Source organism: Paraburkholderia sp. RCC_158, assembly GCF_041355255.1.
GTDB classification, from domain to species: domain Bacteria; phylum Pseudomonadota; class Gammaproteobacteria; order Burkholderiales; family Burkholderiaceae; genus Paraburkholderia; species Paraburkholderia graminis.
The window spans coordinates 43,649-66,077 of record NZ_JBFUPM010000008.1 but is presented as its reverse complement, the minus strand read 5'-3'; the positions used below and the strand labels follow the sequence as shown (position 1 = coordinate 66,077).

The window sequence follows — 22,429 nt, the reverse complement described above, 5'->3', positions numbered from 1 at the left end:
CGCACGGGCCGCGAACTACGCCGCTTACGCGGTGGCCGCCGTCTCGAAGATGTCGCGCAGCCACTGCGCGAACACGCGCACCCGCGACGACAGTTGCCGGTTCTGCGGATACAGCACCGACACCGGCAGCGGCGGCGGCGGGAAGCCGGCGAGGATGATCTTCAGGCGCCCCGCCGCGAGTTCGTCGCGCACGCGGTAGCGCGGCACCTGCACGATGCCGAGCCCGGCGAGCGCCGAGCCCGTGTAGAGTTCGACGCCCGTCACCGACACCGCGCCCGGCAGCAGCATCGGCGTATTGCGTCCTTCGATGCTGAATTCCAGCGGCACCGGCTTGCCGGTCGCGCTCGACACATAGTTGACGGCGCGGTGCGCGGCGAGCGCCGACGGGTCCGCAGGCTCGCCATATTTTTCCAGATAGGCCGGGCTCGCTACCGTGACTTGCGGCAGTTGCGCGACGCGCCGTCCGACCATCGACGAATCCTGCAGGTTGCCCACGCGCAGCACGCAGTCGACGCCCTCGCGCACCAGATCGACCAGCCGGTCGTCTTCGCCGATCGTCAGTTCGATGTCCGGGTAGCGCGTCAGAAACGCCGGCAAGGACGGCACGACGAAGTGGCGCGCGAGCGTGCCTTGCAGGTTCACGCGCAGCAGGCCCTTCGGCGCGAGGTTCGAGAACGAGCCTTCGGCGTCCTCCAGATCGGCGATCAGCCGCACGCAGCGGCCGTAGTACGCCTGGCCGTCCGGCGTCAGACGAACCGTGCGCGTGGTGCGCTCGAGCAGCCGCGCGCCGAGCCGCTCCTCCATCCGCTTGACGAGATTGGTGACGGTGGCACGCGGTATCTGCAGGTCGTCGGACGCGCGCGTGAAGCTCTGTCGCTCGGCCACCCGCACGAAAACGCGCATTTCCTCGAAACGGTCCATGTTTGGCGTGCCCTTTGATTCGTTTTGTTAAAGCAAGTGGAATGATGATGGTGAGGCCGGCCCGATTATCTCAGAACAGAAAGCGTTCATCATTCACTCACCGATCCACTACCGACAAGGAAACGCATCATGAACACCACAACAAACGCCCAGATCGCCATCGTGACCGGCGCCTCGCGCGGCATCGGCGCGGCCATCGCACGCCGTCTGTCGAACGACGGTTTCGCCGTCGTCGTCAATTACGCGGCAAGCTCGAACGAAGCCGAGGCGCTCGTCGTCGAACTGAAGGCGGCGGGCGGCCGGGCGATCGCGGTCAAGGCGGACGTGTCGAAAGCCGGCGACGTGCGCCGCATGTTCGAGACAGCCGAGCAGCAACTGGGAAAGGTTGACGTGCTGGTCAACAACGCGGGCGTGATCCAGCCGACGCCGCTTGCCGACACCAGTGACGAACTGTACGACCGCACGTTCGACATCAACGTGCGCGGCACTTTCAACACGCTGCGCGAAGCGGCGGGCCGCATGAACGGCGGCGGGCGCATCGTCAACTTTTCGAGCACGACCGTCGCGCTGAACATGCCGGGTTACGCGATCTACAGCGCGACGAAGGCAGCGGTCGAAACGTTCGCGCACGTCTTCGCGAAGGAACTGCGCGGGCGCAACATCACCGTGAACGCGGTCGCGCCGGGGCCGGTCGCGACGTCGCTCTTTTTCGACGGCAAGACCCAGGAGCAGATCCAGCACTTCGCGAAGATGCCGCCGCTCGAGCGCCTCGGGCAACCGGAGGATATTGCTTCGGTGGTGGCGTTCCTCGCGAGTCCGGAGGCCGGCTGGGTCAACGGCCAGGTATTGCGCGCGAACGGCGGGCTGGCTTGAGGGTTGGGCAGTGGGGGTTGAGCATTGAGGGTTGAGGCCCGCGTTGGTTTCGGGCGCTGCGGAAGCGGCACCGGCAACCAACGCACCTAAAAATGCGCCCCGACTCGCCCGCTTAAACCGCTTTCGGATTGCGCTCGGCGAATCCTTCCTGATGCCAGTACGGATAAGCGGGCCGCACCGCGCTCGCCGCATCGAGCCGCGCGACCTGCTCGGGCGTCAGATTCCAGCCAACCGCGCCCAGGTTCTGCCGCAACTGCTCTTCATTGCGAGCGCCGATCAGCACCGTCGACACCGTCGGGCGCTGCAACAGCCAGTTCAATGCAATCTGCGGGACGGTCTTGCCGGTTTCGACGGCGATCTCGTCGATTGCGTCGAGCACGCGGAACAGGTACTCCTCCGGGACCGGCGGGCCCATGTCGGCGGTCTTGTGCAAGCGGCTTTGCTGCGGCAACGGCTGGCCGCGCTTGATCTTGCCCGTCAGACGCCCCCAGCCGAGCGGGCTCCACACCACCGCGCCCACGCCCTGATCGATGCCGAGCGGCATCAGCTCCCACTCGTAATCGCGGCCGACGAGCGAGTAATACGTCTGGTTCGCGACGTAGCGCGGATAGCCGTAGCGGTCGGCGGTATCGAGCGACTTCATCAGATGCCAGCCGGAAAAGTTCGACACGCCCGTGTAGCGGATCTTGCCCGCGCGCACCAGGTCGTCGAGCGTGGACAGCACTTCGGCGACCGGCGTACGGGCGTCGAAACCGTGCAGCTGAAAGAGGTCGATGTAGTCGGTTTGCAGGCGCTTGAGCGCCGCGTCGACCGCCTGAATCAGGTGAAAGCGCGACGAGCCCACGTTGTTCGGGCCGTCGTCGAAACGGAAGGTCGCCTTGGTCGAGAGGATCGCCTTGTCGCGCTTGCCCTTGAGCGCTTCGCCGAGCACCGACTCCGATGCGCCGCGCGAATAGATGTCCGCGGTGTCGAACATCGTGACGCCCGCATCGAAACAGATGTCGATCAGACGGCGCGCTTCGGCGACGTCGGTCGCGCCCCACGCCTCAAAAAATTCGCCCTTGCCGCCGAACGTCCCCGTGCCGAAACTCAGCACCGGCACCTTGAAACCGGAAGCACCCAGATGTCTGTATTCCATTGATGAATCTCCGTGGCATAGCCGTCGTTTGAACGGAGGTTCAGTTTACGCCGGTCGGCGCGGACGCGTCGCCGGCGTCGCCCGCCTCCGCAAACTCAGTGCGCTGCTGCCGGCAGGTGCTTGCGTTGCGCCAGTTCCTGCGCCATCGCGTAATGCTCCTGCAGAACAGGCAACGCCTTCTTCGCCGCATCCTTCAACTGCGGATCGCGGCCCGAGGCGATTTCCGCCTGGAACGCCGACTGCGCCTTCTGCTCGCCGGCCAGCGCGACCTGCTCGATATAGGTCTTGTCGAACTCGGCGCCGCGCAGGTTGTTGATGCTCGCGAGAACGGCCGTGTCCGGGTCGTTCTTCGGCACGTCGACGCCGCGCGGGCTGGCCGCGCGCAGCGCGTCGGTGATTTTGGCGTTATCGGCCGAGACGCGCTCGGCGAACGCCTTCACGTCGCGGTCGGTCGAGCGCGATGTCGCGATGCGCGCCGCATCGCGTTGCGTGGCGACGGCCTGCGTGCCCTCGGCGATGAACGTCTGGTCGGCGGCATGCAGACGGCCCGCGTCTGGCGCGGCGGCGGGCGCGGTCTGGGCGCTGGCCGTCGTGGCGGAAGCGGCGAGCATCAGCAGACTGGCCATGCAGGCGCTCGTGATGGTGGCGAGAGGCAAGCGGGTCATACGTTCTCCTTGGATTGGAAGCGAAACGGCAACGATGCGGCGCGCGAGGACATGTGAGCGCGAGATGCCGCGGCCGGCTCGTCTGCTGCCGTGAAGCGCCGCAAAGCGCCGCATTCGATCGTCGGAAAAAATTCTAGAAGCCGCGCCCGATGCCATGTGATACGACGCTGTCGCTTGTGTAACGTTAGGTAACCTTCACACGAATGCCGTCCGCTTGTGAGCGAAAACCGCGTGCACCCAGGGATTGCCAGCAAAAGCCGGCGAGCCGCTGAATTTTTCGGCAGCCGCGCCGATAACAGAAAGTAAGAAGCGCGTCGGCATCAACCAACGCAAGCGCGCGCCCACGCACCGCAATCCCGGAGAGATTCGATGGCAGTAGATAACCGCGCGCACGACGAACGCACCAACCTGACCAGTTCCAACAAATTCGAGTTGCTGCTGTACCGTCTCGGCTCGGTGCCCGGCAGCGACGCGCACGAGCTTTACGGCATCAACGTGTTCAAGGTGCGCGAAATTTCGACGATGCCGCCGGTCACGCCGATCGCCGGTTCGTCGCCGTTCGTGATGGGCGCGGTCGATATTCGCGGGCAGATCATCCCCGTGATCGACTTGCCGCGGCTGATGGGCTGCGAGCCCACGCGCGGCCTGAACATCCTGCTCGTCACCGAATTCGCGCGCTCGACGCAGGCGTTCGCGGTCGAGGAAGTCGACGACATCGTGCGCCTCGAATGGAATCAGGTGCTGTCCGCGGAAGGCGCGGCCGGCGGCAATCTCGTCACGAGCATTGCGCGGATCGACGGCAATACGGGCGACTCGCGGCTCGCGCAGGTGATCGACGTCGAGCAGGTGCTGCGCGACGTGTTCCCGTCGCAGCATCCGAGCGTGGACCCGACGTCGGTCGGCGACGCGCTGGGCATTCGCCCAGGCGCGAAGATTCTTGCCGCCGACGACTCCGGCTTCGCCCGCAAGCTGATCGAGCAGGCGTTGACCGCGATCGGCGCCGAGTTCGTGATGACCAAGACCGGCGAAGAGGCGTGGCAGACCCTGCAGCAGGTCGCGGAAGAAGCCGAGGCCAATGGCGTGCGCGTGAAGGACAGCATCGCGCTGGTGCTGACCGACCTCGAAATGCCCGAGATGGACGGCTTCATGCTGACGCGCCAGATCAAGGCGGATGAGCGGATGCGCGACGTTCCGGTGATCATCCATTCGTCGCTGACGGGCGCGGCCAACGAGGCGCATGTGAAGAACGCTGGCGCAAACGGCTATGTCGCCAAGTTCCAGGCGGGCGAGCTCGCGCATGCGATACGTACTGCGCTGATGTCCGCGGCCGAGGCTGCAGCCTGACGATGTGAAGCGGCCGCGCGGCCGCGCCGCGCCGAGCCAGCGCTAACGACGCACACCCGCTTTACCGAGCCGCGGCGAGCGCAACCGAAAACACGACGCGGCTCGTCGCGACGCCCATCGTGTTGAGCGTTCTGGGCGCATGAAAAGCGTCGAGCTTCGCGCGCTGTCCGGCCGTGCCGATCTCGAGCAGCGCGAGCACTTCGGCGACCACCGCGTATAGCACGCTGACGTTGCCATCCTCGACTTTCACCGCGATGCCGAGCGCGCCCTGCGCGCCCTCCTTGCCTGTGTGCGCCGCCGTCTGCTTCGACGCGCGCACGCCGATCGCATAACTGCCGTCCGCACCGAGCTTGCCGACCAGCGCGCCTTCGAACGCGTCCATCAGCAGCGTGCAAAAGCGGCCCTCTCCTGCCACCAGCTCCGGATAAGCCGTCATCGCACGATAGATGCGCGCGAGCGCCGCCGTGCGCGAAGTAGGCTCAGCGTTGGACGCACCGGAGGACACTTCATCCTCGGCAGCGGCCAGCTTGACGAAGAGTCGCGCAAGACGGTCCAGCGCAAAGGCCGGCGTGGGCAGATTGCATCCGTCGATCGCCCATTGCACGCCCTCGTCCGGCAGATCGCAGACGTTGGCGACCGTGTGCTTCACGCGCACTTGCAACGGATGATCCGGCTCTTCGTAACCGCTCAGCGCGGCGCCGATCGAACGCGCGCCGGCGAGCATGCCCGCGTGCTTGCCCGAACAGTTGCTGCACACCGCGCCCGGCTTGAAATCGCGCTTGATCCAGTCCGCGTAGACCGCATCGGAGAGCGGCGGATGACCGCCGCAGCGAAGATCCGCTTCGCTTGCCTGCGCCTTCGCGAGCATGCCGCGCGCACGCTCGATGTGACGCGGCTCGCTGCTGTGCGACGCGCACATCAGCGCGAGGTCCGCTTCGTCGAAACCGAAGCGCTCCAGCGCGCCGGTTTCCAGCACCGCGAGCGCTTGCGCCGGCTTGGCGGCGGAACGCGCCAAGGTGACGCGCGACGGATCGCCGAACGAATACAGCAGGCGGCCGGCGGCATCGACAACCGCGACATGCGCGCGGTGCGTGTTTTCAACAGAATTGCCGCGATAAACGGTCGCCGCGATCGGCTCCGTGGTGTGCAGACTCATGCGCATTCTCCTCGTGATCGCGCGAATCGTTGCGCTTGCAAGCAAGCGTCATATGTCACGCGCTAAGCGCCACGATTCTACGGAACGAGTGCGCGCGCATCAATCGCCGCGAAGCGCTGCCTCGCGTTTAAGCTCGGCCACTTGCGCCTCGAGTTGCTGGATGCGCTCGTCGCGTTCCTGCAACGCGGCGGCCACATCCGCTGCTTCGAAACGCTGCGGAATATGCTTCGGACAATTGACGTCCCACGCGCGCACCGTCATCACGATCACGCGTTCGCCGCGCGCCTTGTAACCCTCGGGCATGAGCTTCGCGAGCAACGCGGGATCGTCGTCGACCACGCGCGCCTCGCCCCAGATCTTGATGCGCCGGCGATGCGCATAGTCCATCAGAAACAGATGCGCCTTCGGATTTTCCGCGAGATTGCCGGCCGTGATGTACTGCCGGTTGCCGGCGAAATCCGCGAACGCAATGGTGTGATCGTCGAGCACGCGCAGAAAACCAGCGGGACCGCCGCGATGCTGGATATACGGCTGCCCTTCCGAGCTGACGGTCGCAAGAAACACGCTCGTCTGCTGCTCGATGAAACCCGCGACGTCGGGCGTGAGACGCGTCTGCCAGCCGTGTTCTTCTTCCATCCGCGCATACGCATCGCGCGAACCGTTGCGGCTTTGCAATGCCTTGACCGTGGGCGTGAACGCGATGTCGCTCGGATAAGCGTGCTGATGCGAGTCAGGGTGTGTCATGAAGCGGCTCCTTGGCGGGCATTCCCGCAAGTGACGCGCTCAACCTTACGCGCATGAGCCGTGGCGCGGTAGCCGGCCTGAACGAGAAGCCGGTTCTCATCGAACGAGAATAGCGCGCCGTGCCAGGCCGCGCGCCGTGCAAAGCCGCGCGCCGTGCGAAGCCGCGTGCCGCTCAGGCGCTCGGCGCCAGTTCCTCTTCGCGTTCGAGCGAACGCGTGTTCCTCAATTCGGGGAAGAGCTTCATCCACAGCAAGGCGACCGTGATCGTCGCGATGCCGCCGACCAGCACCGCCGTTCGCGCGCCCCACCAGCCGGCCGTGACACCCGATTCGAATTCACCCAATTGATTCGATGTGCCAATGAAAAGCGAATTGACGGCGCTCACGCGTCCGAGCATTTCATCCGGCGTGCGAAGCTGCACGAGCGACAGACGCACGACGACGCTGATGGTGTCCGACGCGCCGAGCGCCATCAGCGCGAGCAGCGACACGATGAACTGATGCGACATGCCGAACACGAGCGTCGCCACGCCGAACGCGATCACGCCGCCGAACATCGCCGCGCCCGGCCGGTTGCGCAGCGGAAAATGCGCGAGCCAGATGGTGCCCGCGAGCGCGCCGATCGCGGTGCCCGAGCGCAACAGGCCGAGCCCGAGCGGCCCGGTATGCAGCACATCGCGCGCGAACACCGGCAACAGCGCGGTCGCGCCGCCGAACAGCACCGCGAACAGATCGAGCGACAACGCGCCGAGTATCACCGGTTGCTTGCGAATGAAGGCGATGCCCGAGAACACCGATTCGAGCGTGACGGGCGCGCGGCTCGCCGGCTTCGCGCGCAGCGGAATGCCCCACACGGCCGTGGCCGCGGCGGCGAACGACAGCGTGCACGCGAGATAAGCGGCGCCCGGACCGATGCCGTAAAGCAGACCGCCGAGCGCGGGACCGGCGATCTGCGCGGTCTGGTTCGCCGAGGTCGCCCACGCCGTCGCCTTCGGCAATTGCCCGCGCGGCACGACGCCGGGCAACAGCGACGCGACCGCCGGCGATTCGAAGGCGCGCGCCGCGCCCACGCAGGCAGCGAGCACGTAAATCACGGGTGCGCTGATCCATCCGCCGAAGGTGCCGCACGCGAACAGCAATGCCGCGACGCTTTCGAGGCTTTGACAGATGGCCGCGATGCGCCGGCGATCGTAGCGGTCCGCGAAATGGCCGACGACGAGCGTCAGCAGGAACATCGGCAGGAACTGCGCGAGTCCGACGAGGCCGAGCGCGAACGCGCTGTGCGTGAGCGCGTAGATGTGCCATCCCATCGCGACCGCGAGCATCTGAAACGACAGCGACGAGAGAATGCGCGTGCACCAGAAGCGTTGAAACGCCGGTTGCTTCGGCAGGCTGACGGAGGAGGAATCGGCGGTGTCGCTGGAGTCGGCGGGAACGGGAGGCATCGAGGTCGTGAGTGTTGGCGTGGCTGGCGTGAGCGGCGGCTAGTTTAGAGCAACGCAGCCAGTCTTGCTGGCGCGGTGGGCATCCGCGAGTCCGCGCCATTATGTTTTCATTTGATAATCATTCTCATTTACATTATCGTCTCGCATCCTTAATAAGAACCGACGCCGCTGAGCTTCCCGGCCGCTCTGGTGCGGGATACGCGTCGTCCAGGAATCTGTCGTTCAAACCATCCATGCGCTTCGTCAAAACCTCCGCGCCGCCAGGCCGCCCTCGCCGCCGCGGCCTCCGCATTCCCCTTTCGATGTTGATGTACATGGCGACCGCGCCCGCCGCACTCGCCGCCGCCGCTTCGCCGGATGCCGCGAGCGCCCCGCCCGCCGCCTCGACCGCCGCCCCCACCGAACTGCCGGCGGTCGCCGTGCAGGCCGCCGCGCTCGCCGACCCGACCGCCGGTTATCGTCCGCGCACGAGTGAAACCGCGAGCGGCATCGCGACGAAAATCAGCGACATTCCGCAGTCCGTTGCGGTCGTCAGCTCGAGCGTGATGCAGGACCAGCAGGCGCGCACGCTCGACGACGTGCTCGGCAACGTGAGCGGCATCACGCAAACGAACACGCTCGGCGGAACGCGCGATGCGTTCATCAAGCGCGGCTTCGGCTCGAACGACGACGGCTCGATTCTCGTCGACGGCATGCGCTCGCCGACGCTTCACAACTATCTCGCGACGATCGACCGCGTCGAAGTGCTCAAGGGCCCCGCTTCGCTGCTCTACGGCATCCAGGAGCCAGGCGGCGTGATCAATCTGATCACCCGGAAACCGGAAGACACTTTTCACGGCTCGGTCTCTGCGAACTACACGAGCCATCGCGGCAGCGGCACCAGCTTCGACCTCACCGGCCCGATCGGCGAAGCGGGACAGGTCGCGGGCGGCACGCTCGCGTTTCGCCTGACCGGCGAGTACAACACCGCGCGCTACTGGCGCAGCTTCGGACGCCAGCGCGACGCGCTGATCGCGCCGTCGCTGTCGTGGCACGACGCGAATACGTCGATCGACGTGAGCTACCAGTACGTCGACTACACGACGCCGTTCGACCGCGGCACGGTGCTCGTCAACGGTCATCCCGACGATGCCTTGCGTTACACGCGCTATGAAGAAGCGTGGGCGCAAAACTCAGGCGAGCAGGAAACGCTGCGCGCGAAAATCGAACACCGCTTTTCCGACGAATGGCGCGTGCGCGCAACCTACGGATGGAGCCGCGACCGCTACGACCAGTACATCACGCGCGCGACGGCGTTCAACAGCAGGACCGGCATCATGAGCCGCTCGTCGGATGCGAACCTGCAGCGCAACGATTCCGACGAGATCGCGACCGTCGGCGTGCTCGGCAATCTGAAGCTCGGCGGCATGCGTCACGAGTTGTACGTCGGCGGCGAGTACGAGCGTCAACGCAGCTTCCGCGGCGACACCATACGCGGCAAGGCGGTGTCGGGCTTCGATCTGTTCGACCCCGTCTATGGACAACTGTCGCCGGGCGGCACGCCGAGCGCGACGCAGAGCGACAGCTTGTCGAAGGTGCATACCTATTCCGTCGTGACGCAGGACACGGTTCATCTGACCGACAGGCTGATCGCGGTCGGCGGCCTGCGTTGGGAGAACTGGCAGCAACTGTCGGGCGTGGGCCGTCCGTTCGTGATCGCCGATCACTCGCATGGGCAGGTATGGCTGCCGCAATTCGGCCTCGTTTACCGGCTCACGCCGGCGCTGTCCGCGTACGCGAACTTCAGCAAATCGTTCGTGCCGAACGTCGCCACGCAAGTCAGCGAGCCGCTCGCGCCGGAGCGTGGACGCGTCTACGGGCCTCAAGCTCGACGCGCACGGCATCACGGGCACGCTCGCCGTCTATCAGATCGACAAGAACAATGTGGCGGTCACGGTCGGCGATACGACGGAGACGGTGGGCAGCGCGAGGTCGCGCGGCATCGAGCTCGATGTTGCGGGCCGGCTCACACAGCACGTAAGCGTGATCGGCAGCTATGCATACACGAACGCAACCGACCGCGACAACGGCACGCGCCTCGTGAACGCGGCGCGCCATACCGGCAGTGTCTTCGCCGTCTACGACACGATGCTGCCGTATCTGCCGGGGCAATGGCGTTTTGGCGGCGGCGCGCGGCTAGTGAGCAAGCGTCCGGGCGACACGGCCAACAGCTTCACGTTGCCAGGTTATGTCGTGGCAGACCTGTTCGCCGCTTATGACACGAAGATCGGCAAGATCCCGACGCATGTGCAACTGAATGTGAAGAACGTGTTCGACAAAACGTACTATCCGTCGAGCAACAGCAATCTGATTATCGCGGTCGGCGAAGCGCGGCTCGTGATGTTGAATACGACGTTTTCGTTCTGACGCAGCGGGGTTCGTCGAGAGTCATGAGGCGCGCGATGCGCGCCTCGGCTCAACTTGTTCGACGCATCAACGACGCAGCAACCACATTAGATAAGGCCCGCCCAGAAGCGTCGCGATCACGCCCGCCGGCAGTTGCTGCGGAAAGATCATGTTGCGGCCGAGCCAGTCCGACAGCACCATCAGCAAGCCGCCGATCAGCGCCGCGACGAGCATCTGCGAACGCGCGCGCGGAAAGCCGAGCAGCCGCGCGAGATGCGGCGCCATCAGGCCGACGAACGACATCGGGCCAATCACGACCGTCGCGCCCGCCGTGAGGATCGCGGCCAGCACGAGCAGCATGAGCCGCGCGCGTTGCGCGCCGACGCCGAGCGCATTCGCCACATTCGCGCCGAGCGGCAGGATCTCGAGCCAACGCGCGCCCAGATACGCGACGACCACCGCGACGACCGTGCACGCGCCGACGGCGATTGCCGTCGCGGGCGCGATCAGATAGGTCGAGCCGTATTGCAGCGGACGCAGCAGGTTCGCGTACGCGCCGCCGCTCGCCGTCGCGAGCATGACGACCGCCTGTGAAAACGCGCTGAGGGCGATGCCCGCGAGCAGCACATGCTCCGGCGCGAAACCGCTGCGGCGGCCAAGGGCGACGATCGTCACGAGGCAGATCAGCGCGCCCGCCGACGAGCCCGCGAGCAGCACGGGCGTCGACGGCGCGCTCGCGACGACCGCCGCGGCCAGCATGCCGAGCATCGCGCCGCCGCTCACGCCAAGCAGATCGGGGCTTGCCATCGGATTGCCGGTGACGCGTTGCAGGATCGTCCCCGCGAGCGCCACCATCACCCCCGCGCCCAGCGATGCGGCGAGGCGCGGCACGCGCCAGAACCACACGTCGCTCCATTGCTGCGCGCCGGTCCATTGCCAGCCGTGCAGCGTCGTCGAAAAGAGCAGCGACACGACGACCGCGGCGACGAGCAGGACGCCGAGCAGCAGCGTCGGCATCGTTAACGCGCGACGCGGCGGCGGGCGCTCCGCAGACGCGGGACGCGGCGCTTCGATGTGCACGCGGCGCAGCATCCACAGCAGCAGCGGCCCGCCGCAGAGCGCGACCGCCGCGCCCGTCGGCAGCAGTTCGCCGAGTACGCTCGGCAAACTCTGCACGGCCTGATCGGCGATCGCGAGCAACAGCGCGCCGACGAGCGGCGCCCATAGCAACTGATCGCGCACGCGCCGTGCGCCCATCAGACGCGCGAGCACCGGCCCGCCGAGTCCGATGAAGCCGATTACGCCGACTGCGCTCGCCATGAACGCGCTCAACGTGACGGCGACGCCGAGCGCGAGCGGACGCGTCCATTTCAGCGACATGCCGAGCTGGCTCGCGCTGCCGTCGTCGAGTGAAAAGAGCGTTAAGGGGCGCACCAGCAGCGCCATGGCGACACCGCACGCGAGCACGCGCGGCAGCAGCCACACGACGCTCGCCCAGCCGTTTTGCACGAGCGAGCCGCCGCCCCAGATGAACACCGACGTCAACGAACGCTCGAACACAATCGTCAGGATCACTGACAATGCGCCGCAGTACAGATTCACGATCATGCCCGCGAGCACGATGGAGACCGCCGCGAAGCCCTTGCGCCACGTCATCGCCATGGTGGCGAACATCGCGAGCGCGGCGCCTGCCAGCGCGACCGCGAAGCGCATATCGACGGCGAGCGCGGGCGCGGCCACCGCGGCGATCGTCAACGCGAGATACGCGCCCGCCGACACGCCGAGCGTGAGCGGCTCGGCAAGCGGATTGCGCAGCACCTGCTGAAAGACCACGCCCGCCAGCGACAACGCCGCGCCGGCGATCAGCGCGATCGCGAAGCGCGGCAGCCAGCCATAGCGCACGACAAGCTGCGGCAACGTGGCATCGGCACGAGGCAACAGCGCGCCGGGCCATTGCGCGACAGGCAGCCGCGCGGACAGTGTGTGATAAACGAGCCACGCGGCCAGCATCAGCAGCAGCGCGGGCAGCCGCCACGCGCGCGGCGCGGCGGCGGTGACAGTCGCCATCGAGCGGTTCATTGGGTGACTCCTTGCAGCGCGCCGGCGAGGCTGTCGGCGAAACGCATCGACGCGACGAGGCCGCCGAGCGCCGGCAACGGGCCGATGTGCTGGACGCGGTTTTGCCGCACGAACGGCAGCGCGCCCCATAACGGACTGCGCGCGAGTTGCGCCGCGACGCCGGACGGCACGCCGATCGTGACGACTTGCGCATCGGCATGTCGTGCGAGCGCGCCGAGGTCCGCTTCGGTCATGCCTTGCGGATCGGCGAAGTCTTGCCACGCGTTATCGATTCCGAGCGCGTGGAGCACGCCGCCGAACAGGCTGTTTCTGCCGAATACGGCGATGTGACGGTCGTCGATCGGACGCAGTAGATAGACGGGACGCCGCATCGCGCGAAAGCCCGCGAGACGCGCGGACGCATCGGCGACGCGGGCATCGGCTTGCGCGAACAGCGCATCGGCCGCGGCGTTGCGGCCGAGCGCGTCGGCGAGCTTGCGGGTCGCGGCGTGAACGGCCGGATAGACGTCGATGCCGGGGCCGAACAGTTGCACCGTCAGCGTCGGCGCGATGCGTTCGAGCAACCCGCGCAGCGGCACATGCCACGGCGTGATGACGATAAGCTCGGGCTTTAGCGCGGCGAGCACTTCGAAGTTCGGCTGATACAGCAAGCCGGTATCGACGACCGATGGCGGCAACGCCGGAACGCCGTCGAGCTTCGCATACCACGCGGGACGCGACACGCCGACGGGCACAACGCCGAGCGACAACACGACTTCCGTCAGCGGCCAATCGAGCACGACGACGCGAGCGGCGGGCGCCGCTGCTGAGCCTGCGGCCGAGCCTGAAATCGAAGCGGCCGCAGAAACGGCGCCCGCCGCATCCGCCGCGCGCGCCGACCGTGCGCCCGCCGCCATAAGCGCGGCCGCGCCCAACCCCGCAAGCGCGAGGCGCCGCTTGCCGTTAAAGCGCACGCCTGCCGTCATGGCGACGTGTGCCGCATGCGATCCGCCGGGCCCTTCGTCATGCCGATCACCATTGGTAACGAGCCGTGCCCAGCACCGTGCGCGTCGCGCCCCAGTAGCACACCGACGCGGTCGTGCAGTACGAGATGTACTCGCGATCGAACACGTTGTTCAGATTGAGCGACAGGCGCCAGTTCTGAATGTCGTAGTGCGCGCCGAGGTCGACGAGCACACGCCCCGGCACCGTGAAGGTGTTCGCTGCATCGCCCGCCGAACTGCTCATATAACGCACGCCGGAGCCGACGCCGAAGTTGCGCAGCGGTCCGCGGTGGAACGTGTAATCGGCCCACAGCGAAGCGGTATTGCGCGGCGCGATGGTCGGACGCTTGCCGAAACTGGTGGGCGTCGTGGTGCTCGTCACCTGCTGGTTCAAATAGGTGTACGACGCAATCACTTTCAGATCGGCGGTGACGTTCGCGTGGGCTTCGAACTCGACGCCGCGTGAGCGGACCTGGCCGGTCTGTATCGTGTAGCCCAGATTATTCGGATCGACCACCGACACATTGTCCTGCGTGAGCGTAAACGCCGCGAGCGAGAAGAAGCCGTCAAACCATTTCGGCTGATAACGCACGCCCGCTTCGACCTGCCGGCCCTTCGTCGGCGAGAACGGAGCGCCCGAAAACGTCGCGCCCAGCACCGGTTGGAACGACCGCGAATAGCTGACATACGGCGCGATGCCGCTTTCGAATTGATACGCGAGGCCCGCGCGCCACGTGAACGCATGATCGTTCGTGTGGTAAATGCTGCCCTTTCCCGTCGTGAGCAAGGTGGTTTGCTGATTGCCGCCCGTCCAGTCCTGGCGCACGCCGAACGTGAGCACCCAGTTACGCCAGCGCGCTTCGTCCTGCGCATACACGCCGACCGTGCTCAACGAATAATCGAGGCGCGTGTTGGCCTGCTGCGTCGGCAGCGACGAGAAGTTCGGGTTGTACAGATCCACCGTACCGAGGACGGAGTTGCCTTCCGTGTCGCCGAGCATCGAGCGCTGATAGTCGAGACCGAACAGCAACGTGTGCTGAACGGCGCCCGTCGCCACCTTCGCCTGCGCGTGCGTGTCGACCTGGAATTGCGTGTAGTGCTCGTTGTCGACGTTGCCCCACATCGACACCGTGCGCTGATTCGCGCCGAGCGCACTCGTCACCGAGGTCTGGTAATAATGCTGGTCGATATGCAGATAGCGCAGATTCTGCGACACGCTGATCTTGTCGTTGATCGCGTGATCGAACTGATAACCGAACCAGTACTGCGTGCGATGCATGCCGTCGCGGTCGGGATCGCCGAAATATTTGTCCGGCCCGAGTTGACCGTTCGGGTTACTAAACAACGTCGCGCCGGCGGGCACCGGGTTGAACAGACCGCCGTTCGGGTCGCGCTGGAAGCTGCCCTGCAGCGTGAACGTCGTGTCGCGGTTCGGCCGGATCGTGACCGACGGCGCGATTGCAAGGCGCTGGTCCTTGATGTCGCTGACCTGCGTCTCCGCAGTGCGCGCGACACCCGTGAGCCGATACAGCACGGTGCCGTTCTTGTCGACGGGACCGCTCAGGTCGAAGCCCAACTGATAGTTGTTGTGGTTGCCGATCTGCATCATCACTTCGTGATAGGGCTGCTCCATCGGCAGCTTGCTCACGTAGTTGACGAGGCCACCCGGACTGCCCTGCCCGTACAACACCGACGCCGGGCCATGCAGCACTTCCAGGCGCTCCATGAAGTACGGGTCGATGCGCGGCGTGGCGAAGCGCGGCGACTGGTACAGATGCAGGCCGTCCAGATACGAGTCGAGCGGAAAACCGCGGCCGTAGAGCTGATCGAAACGGATGTCGGTGCCGTCCTGCGAATAGACGCCCGGCGTGTAGCGCAGCGCCTGGTCGACGGTCTGCGCGCCCTGGTCGTCCATCTGCTGGCGCGTGACGACGGACACGCTCTGCGGATTCGTGAGCAGCGACGAATCCGTCTTGGTGCCGGTCATCGAACGTTTGGCGACATAGCCGACGCCCGGCCCTAGCGGATCTTCAGCAGAACTGCGCACCTGAACGGCAGGCAATTCCTTCGCGGCGTCCGTGCCCGATGCAGCGGCCGGCGACTCCTGCGCGTGCGCGCCGAGGCTGGCCAGACCCAGCATCAACGCGACGTAAATCGGACGCGGGTGCGGCAAGCCGCGCTCCCGCAAAGCAACGCATTTCCCGGCTTTCTCAACCTTCATTCTTCTTGATCCCCTTTCTTCTATCCCCGAATCAAGCCAGACGCGCGGACGCCGGCCTGGTGCCCGGTGATTCTCTCAAGACGGGATAGTAATGTAAACAATAATCGTTCGCATTCAATGCGAATAAAACTGTGGGGAACGGGAGACACAGCCGTTGGCGCGATGCGGGCGAAAACGCGTGCCCGCCGCGCCAGCGGCTGGGGGTGCTAGCGGTGAAGATCGGCGACGGGATCGGGCTGAGTGCGTGCCGTCGCCTCGCTTTGCGGCGCCGATGGTGCGAACCACTGCTCAAGCTGCGCGGCAAGAATCGGATGGTGGACGATGCTCGAATGACTCGCGTCGACGTCGAACTCGTGCAGCCGGCCACGCGTGCGGTCCGCCCACGCCATCCTGCGCCGCGGATCGGCGATGCGCAGCGCGCGCCACACATGCAGATCGCAGGCGATGCGCGGCAGCACATGCCGCGACATCAGATCGGCGTGCAACGCGTCGGCGGCGAGCGCGTCGCCGAGCAGCGACGGGCCCGCGTTGTCGAGCAGCGTAAGCGCGGCGGCCGGCGCACTGTCTTCGCCTTCGTCTTCTTTGACGGTGGTGGCAAAGCCGGCGCCCTCCTCCCGATGCGTCGCCGTATCGACGATGCCGACGAACGACACGCGCATGCCGCGCCGCTCGAAATGTTCCGCGATGGCGATCGCGAGCCGGCCGCCGAACGACCAGCCGAGCAGCGCGTAGTCGCCGTGCGGCTGGAGCGCTTCGATGCTGTCGGCGTAGTGCGCGGCGAGCGCTTCGAACGTGTCGCCTTGCCACGGCTCGCCGCGCACAGCCGGGGCCTGAATGGCGATCAGGCTCACGCGGCCGTTCAGCGCCTGCGCGAGCGTGCGGTATTCGCCGACCATGCCGTAGCCGGGGTGCAGACAGAACAGCGTTGCCGGCGCGCCGAGTGCGTTGAGCGGCACGGCGGGCGATCGTGCGGCCTGGGCGCGAGAGTTTGCGTCTTGAGGCCGGCGTCGCGCGAACCAGGCGGCGAGCGCATCGGCGGGAGGCGCGGGCAGGCTGGCTTCGTATACGGCGCGCGCGGTCCAGCTTGCGGCGATGGTGTCGCGCTGCGCCAGCGTTTCGACGGAATCGGGAACGGGTGGGCGCGGTTTGGGGGCTTGTGGTTGTTGTGGCTGTTGCGGTTGCGATGTGGCGGTGCGCAGATGTTCGACCAGCGCGACGAGCGACGACTCGAACGACGCCAGCAATTTTTCGGCGAGCGCGTCCGACACGAACTGCGGCGCGTAGCCCCAGTTGAGCGCGAGCGAATCGCCGGCAATCCAGCCGTTGATGTCGAGCGCACGGTCGGGCAGCCGCGCGCGGGGTGCGATGGCGTCGCCCGGCGTTTCGGCCGCGAAGCCGAAGCGGCTTGCATCGTCGAAAGTCTGATCGAAGCGGCCCAGATAGTTGAAGCCGATCTCCGGCGTGGGCAGCGCGCGCAGCGCCGACCGACTCGCGGCGTCCGCGCAGCACGAGAGCAGGCCCCAGCCCAGTCCGCGCAACGGGACGGCCGCGAGACGCTCGCGCACCTGCAGCAGCGCATCGGCCGCGTCGGTGCCGCGCGGCAACGCGAGCGGATACTGGCTCGTGAACCAGCCGACGGTGCGGCTCAGCTCGGCACCGTCGATGACGTCCTCGCGGCCGTGGCCTTCCAGCTCGACGAGCACTTCATCACGCGACACCGCATCGCCGATGGCGCGCGCGAGCGCCGCAAGCAGCACTTCGTCGACGCGCATCCGGTACACGCGCGGTGCTTCACGCAGGAGCGCCGCGGTGAGTTCGGGCGAGAGCTTTTTCAGCAGCGTCTTTTGCGGCTGCGGATGCGGCTCGATGGCCGGAAACAGCGGGCCGGCGCGCAATGCAGGCGCGTCGAGCGCGGTTTGCCACCATGCGAGTTCAGCGACACGCTCCGATGATTCGGCATACTGATGAAGTTCACGGACCCATACGCGCCAGGGCATCGACGGGACTGGTAGGTGGATGGGCTCCTTGCGTTCGGCTTGTTCATAGGCGGTTTGCAGTTCTTCGAGAAGCACGCGCCAGGAGACGCCGTCCACTGACAGGTGATGGATCGCGATTAGCAGACGGGTTTCGTCTTGAGTTTCGAAGTGGCCGACGCGCCAGAGCGGCCCGCGCTCGATGTCGAGGCTCGACTGGATGTTGGTGCAGGCCGTTGCGAGGTCGGCGAGCGACGAGAGTTTTTCGTGGCGGACTGTGGGGGTGGCGGGCTGCGATACGTGTGTTGTCCGCGGTTCCTCTGACGACAGCGATACTTGTGAGCCTTGCGACGCTTGTGACGGTTGCGAATCGTGCGTCGCTCCTGTCAGTGTGTCCGCAGACTCTCCGCTCGCTACGGTCTGCTTCCACTCGCCCGCCTCTTTTACGAACCGCAGACGCAGCGCGTCGTGGCGTGCCTCCAGGGCCGCGACCGCGCGCTCGAGCGCCTCAGGCACGAGCCGGCCATTCACCTTCAGCAGCACCGCCTGGTTCCAGTGCGATTCGCCATGCGGATAGCGCTCGAAGAACAGCCGCTGGATCGGCGTGAGGGCGAGCGCGGCGCCGTCGTCGATTTCATGCGCGCTCGGCGAATCGAGCCGTTGCGCGCGCTGCGCGAGACCGCTCACCGTCGGATGCTCGAAGATCTGCCGCGGTGTCAGCCGCCAGCCCGCCTCGCGCGCCCGCGCAATGATCTGCAGGCTCTGGATCGAGTCGCCGCCGGCTTCGAAGAAGTTGTCGGTGACGCCCAGATCGTCGCGCCCGAGTACCGCGCTCCAGATCGACAGCAGCACCGATTCGATCTCGTTCGATGGCGCCACGCACTCGCGTGCGCCCGTCTGCGGCGCGGGCAGTGCGGCGCGGTCGAGCTTGCCGTTCGGCATCCACGGCAGCCGCGCGAGTATCGTCACCGATGACGGGACCATGTAGGCCGGAAGCTTGTGCTCGAGTTCGCGTAGAAGGCGTGCGGTGTCGAGGGTCGGTGATGTGGTTGTGGTGGTCTTTGCTATCTCTGCACCCGCTACGCCGACCTGCGCTGCATCGGTACTCGCGACGCCCGTCGCCGCCACGTCAGGCGCCACTGCGCCACCCTCCCCCGCCACATACGCCGCCAACCGCTGCGTCTGCCCTTCGCCGACGACAATCACCGCCGCCTCGCGCACGCCCTCGCACTGGCGCAGCACCGCCTCGATCTCGCCCGGTTCGATGCGCTGCCCGCGCAGCTTCACCTGCTGATCGAGCCGTCCGAGAAACTCCACGGTGCCGTCCGCGCGCATGCGGCACAGGTCGCCGCTGCGGTACATGCGTGCGCCCGGCGCGCCGTGCGGGTCCGGCACAAACCGCTCGGCGGTGAGACCCGCGCGGCCCAGATAACCGCGCGCCACCGTCGGCCCGCCGATGCATAACTCCCCGAGCCCGCCGACCGGCGCTTCATCGCCGAATGCGTCGAACACGCGCGCCGTGCGGCCCGGATACGGATGGCCAATCGGCACCGTCACGTCGTGGACGTCCGCGGCCACAGTGCGGCGGCATAACGCGGCGACTGTCGTCTCGGTTGGTCCGTACAGGTTATCGAGCCGGATGTCCGCGAGCGGTCCGTCGCGCCAGCGCGCGAGCGCGTCGCCAGGCAGCGCCTCGCCGCCGACCGTCACCTGGCGCAGCGCAAGCTGCGCGCGCGGCGGCGCATGGCGATGCCACTGTTGCCACAGCGCCGTCGGAATCCGCGCGAATGTCACTTGCCGTTTCACCAGCCGCTCGCTCAGGCTTTGCAGATCCCACGGCTGCACGCCGCGCATTTCGACCGTCGCGCCGTGCAGGAGTGCGGGCAGCGTTTCGTGCAACGCGACGTCGAAATTGATCGTCGATGAGTGGAGGACCGTGTCGTCGCTAGAGATGCCGTACGTTGTGAGGAAGTCCTGCAGGTGGGTCCATAACGCGCCGTGGCTCACGCCGACACCCTTGGGTCTGCCGGTCGAGCCCGAGGTGTACAGCACGTAAGCGAGCTGGTCGGGGTGCAGCGCAACGTCAATGTGCGGCTTCGACTCTTGCTCAGTGGCTGTGCTTATCATCGTTTCTGCGTCAAAGTGTTGCGGTGTCTCAGTGCCCATCAGTGACTCGCGCGCTGCGCCCGTCCGTGGCGCCGCAGAAGCAACGTTCGACTGCGACTGTGACTGCGCCTTCGCCTTCGCGTGCGCTTCCGCAGCAGCCGCAGCTACCGCCATTGCCCCTACCTCCACTACTTCACACCCCGCAAGCACCTCACCAACCCGCGCCGCACTCGCCGCATCCGCCACCACCTGCACGATCCCGGCATCGCCGATCATCTGCGCGAGGCGCGCGGCCGGGTAATCCGGGTCGAGCGGCACGAACGCACCACCGGAGCGAATAATCCCAAGCAACGCCGCGATCAGCGCCGGTCCTCGCGCGACACACAATCCCACGCGCCGCTCAGCACCGACACCTCGAGCGATGAGCCGCGAAGCAATTGCCGCCGACCACGCATCAAGTTCAGCATACGTGAGCGACTCATCTTCACAGCGCAGCGCAATCGCCTGCGGCGTACGCTTTGCCTGCGCCGCAAGCGCCATCCCAAGCGACTCGAACGCATAGGACTTCAGCGGCTTCCCTTCATGCTGCAAAGGCAACGTCAACGATCCAACCCTTCGCCGCACATCATCAACCATCTGCTCAAGCACCGCTTCGTATTGCGATGCAATCCGCTCCACTGTGCCAACGTCGAACACATCGGCCGCATAGTTGAACATCAGGCGCAAGTTGCGCCCATCGTCGACGACGTTCAGCACCAGATCGAAACGCGCCGTATCCGTGCCGCCCGCCTCCGGCTCAACGACGAGACCGGGCATCGCAACCGATGCGTCGCTCGTCGCCTGCTCGAGATTGAACATGACCTGGAACAGCGGCGAGCGTCCGAGCTCGCGATCGATCCGCAACGCGTCGAGAATGCGGCCGAACGGTATCGAGTGATGCGCATGCGCCTCGAGCACGCGCTCATGCAGTCGCGACAGCAACGTCGCACACGGCATGGTGCCGTCGACGTCCACATCGATCACAAGCGTGTTGACGAAAAAACCGATTAGCCCTTCGCTCTCGCTGCGCTGCCGTCCCGCCGACGGCACGCCGATCCGCAAGCCCGGCTGACCGCCGTAGCGGTACAGCAGCGCGGCATAAGCGCCGAGCAACACGGTGAAAAGCGTCGTGCGCTGTGCGCGCGCGAGTTCGCGCAGACGCTCGGCAAGAGCCGGGCCGACATCGCGCCGCACGCGTCCGCCTTCGACGCCGCGCACCGCTGCCCGCGGCCGGTCCAACGGCAATTCGAGCGCGGGACGCTCGGCTCCAAGGCGCTGTTTCCAGTACGCAAGATCGTCGGCAAACGCGCCGTCTTCCCATTCGTTCTGCCACGCCGCGACATCGCCGAAATGAATGTCGAGCGGCGGCAGTGCGCAAGTCAACGCGTCATGCTGACCATCGAGCGCCGCGCGATACAGCGCCGCCAGTTCGCGAACGAAGAGCGCCTGCGACCAGCCGTCGGACACGATGTGATGCACGACGATCGACAGCGCGTGACATTGCGCATCGATCCCGATGAGGTCGACGCGCAGCAGCGGCCCTTGCTCGAGATCGAACGGTTCGCGCGCGGCGGCACGCAGCATGTCGCGCAATTGCGCGGGATCGTCGAGCGTATGTTCGCGCCACAGGTAGCACGCGTCCGCAGCGATGCGCTGGGCCGCGACGCCGCGCGTCTCGACGAAGCGTGCACGCAACGCGCCGTGGCGAGCGACGAGCGCATCGAACGCACGGCGCAATGCACGCACATCGAGATGCCCCGTCAAACGCAGCGCGCGCGACAGGTTATACGCGGGGTTCAGCGGATCGAGCTTCCAGAGGAACCACAGACGTTCCTGCGCGGGAGCGAGCGGATAAGTTGCCGCGCGCGAAAACGAAGAAGACGCATCGGCGCTCGACGCTTCTGCGTCTGCTGATTTAGTTGCGTCATCAACTTCGCGCGACAACGGCACAATCGGCAGACGCGCGGGATCGATACCCTGCTCGCGCGCCTTCTCGCGAAACCGCCGCCGACGTTCCGGCGATAGCGCCGCGTACTTGCGCGCAATCGCCAGCGCCTGGCTCGGCGCTTCGCTCACGGTAGCGCTAGCGGCAGCGGAAGAACCAGTAGAAGCAACCGTCGCAGCCGGTTCGTTGCGAATCGTAGTCAGCATAGTGGCAATCTGAATAGGTCAACGCGGCTTCGCGGCCGCGTGTGATGTTTGTCTTTGAGCAATGAGCGGCTTGAGTCGTTGAGTTCGAGCAGCGCAGTCTCGTCGTGCATGCGCTTGCTTGCGCGAGGTGATGATGTAACGCGGATATATCGACGGCACCGCTTCGCCCACGCGCGATTCGCGTTGAACGCTAAGCAAGCGATGCAT

The 22,429-nt window shown here is 66.3% G+C and carries 12 protein-coding genes and 1 pseudogene; 3 read left to right on the top strand and 10 right to left on the bottom strand.

Annotated elements, in window-relative coordinates; translation table 11 throughout:
• Positions 1 to 24 precede the first annotated feature (24 nt).
• The gene (locus AB6809_RS17430; protein ID WP_371026893.1) at positions 25 to 921 is read right to left on the bottom strand and encodes a LysR family transcriptional regulator; all 897 of its coding nucleotides are present in this window, start codon (positions 919 to 921) and stop codon (positions 25 to 27) included.
• A 129-nt stretch (positions 922 to 1,050) separates the two neighbouring features.
• Here AB6809_RS17430 and AB6809_RS17425 point away from each other — a divergent pair, with 129 nt between their 5' ends.
• A complete protein-coding gene (locus AB6809_RS17425; protein WP_371026892.1) occupies positions 1,051 to 1,794 on the top strand; it encodes an SDR family oxidoreductase in 744 nt (247 codons plus the stop codon).
• Between the two features lie 112 nt (positions 1,795 to 1,906).
• On the opposite strand, the gene AB6809_RS17420 is transcribed toward AB6809_RS17425, so the two are convergent.
• The gene (locus AB6809_RS17420) at positions 1,907 to 2,932 is read right to left on the bottom strand and encodes an aldo/keto reductase (RefSeq protein ID WP_029969091.1); all 1,026 of its coding nucleotides are present in this window, start codon (positions 2,930 to 2,932) and stop codon (positions 1,907 to 1,909) included.
• Between the two features lie 95 nt (positions 2,933 to 3,027).
• On the bottom strand, positions 3,028 to 3,597 hold the full coding sequence (locus tag AB6809_RS17415) for a DUF4142 domain-containing protein (protein WP_029969089.1): 570 nt from the start codon (positions 3,595 to 3,597) through the stop codon (positions 3,028 to 3,030).
• Positions 3,598 to 3,966: 369 nt separating this feature from the next.
• On the opposite strand from AB6809_RS17415, the gene AB6809_RS17410 reads away from it, so the two are divergent.
• The gene (locus AB6809_RS17410) at positions 3,967 to 4,941 is read left to right on the top strand and encodes a chemotaxis protein (RefSeq protein ID WP_006051159.1); all 975 of its coding nucleotides are present in this window, start codon (positions 3,967 to 3,969) and stop codon (positions 4,939 to 4,941) included.
• Positions 4,942 to 5,002: 61 nt separating this feature from the next.
• Here the strand turns inward: AB6809_RS17410 and AB6809_RS17405 are convergent, their stop codons facing one another.
• The 3 genes from AB6809_RS17405 to AB6809_RS17395 all read right to left on the bottom strand — a co-directional run bounded on the left by AB6809_RS17405 (position 5,003) and on the right by AB6809_RS17395 (position 8,285).
• Positions 5,003 to 6,097, bottom strand: a complete 1,095-nt coding sequence (locus tag AB6809_RS17405) for an asparaginase (protein ID WP_029969088.1) — start codon at positions 6,095 to 6,097, stop codon at positions 5,003 to 5,005.
• Between the two features lie 99 nt (positions 6,098 to 6,196).
• Positions 6,197 to 6,841 (bottom strand): pyridoxamine 5'-phosphate oxidase family protein, encoded by a 645-nt coding sequence (locus tag AB6809_RS17400; RefSeq protein ID WP_029969087.1) that lies wholly within the window; start codon positions 6,839 to 6,841, stop codon positions 6,197 to 6,199.
• Positions 6,842 to 7,013: 172 nt separating this feature from the next.
• A complete protein-coding gene (locus AB6809_RS17395) occupies positions 7,014 to 8,285 on the bottom strand; it encodes an MFS transporter (RefSeq protein ID WP_029969086.1) in 1,272 nt (423 codons plus the stop codon).
• Positions 8,286 to 8,593: 308 nt separating this feature from the next.
• On the opposite strand from AB6809_RS17395, the pseudogene AB6809_RS17390 reads away from it, so the two are divergent.
• Positions 8,594 to 10,691, top strand: a pseudogene (locus AB6809_RS17390) (TonB-dependent siderophore receptor).
• A 66-nt stretch (positions 10,692 to 10,757) separates the two neighbouring features.
• Here the strand turns inward: AB6809_RS17390 and fhuB are convergent.
• The 4 genes from fhuB to AB6809_RS17370 all read right to left on the bottom strand — a co-directional run bounded on the left by fhuB (position 10,758) and on the right by AB6809_RS17370 (position 22,222).
• Complete coding sequence (gene fhuB, locus AB6809_RS17385; RefSeq protein ID WP_371026891.1) at positions 10,758 to 12,749, bottom strand: Fe(3+)-hydroxamate ABC transporter permease FhuB; 1,992 nt, start codon at positions 12,747 to 12,749, stop codon at positions 10,758 to 10,760.
• A complete protein-coding gene (locus AB6809_RS17380; RefSeq protein WP_029969082.1) occupies positions 12,746 to 13,714 on the bottom strand; it encodes an ABC transporter substrate-binding protein in 969 nt (322 codons plus the stop codon). Before AB6809_RS17380 ends, fhuB begins: the two co-directional genes overlap by 4 nt.
• Before the next feature lie 46 nt (positions 13,715 to 13,760).
• Positions 13,761 to 15,953, bottom strand: coding sequence for a TonB-dependent siderophore receptor (locus AB6809_RS17375; protein WP_029969081.1), 2,193 nt, complete (start codon positions 15,951 to 15,953; stop codon positions 13,761 to 13,763).
• A 206-nt stretch (positions 15,954 to 16,159) separates the two neighbouring features.
• The gene (locus AB6809_RS17370) at positions 16,160 to 22,222 is read right to left on the bottom strand and encodes an amino acid adenylation domain-containing protein (protein WP_371026890.1); all 6,063 of its coding nucleotides are present in this window, start codon (positions 22,220 to 22,222) and stop codon (positions 16,160 to 16,162) included.
• Positions 22,223 to 22,429 lie beyond the last annotated feature (207 nt).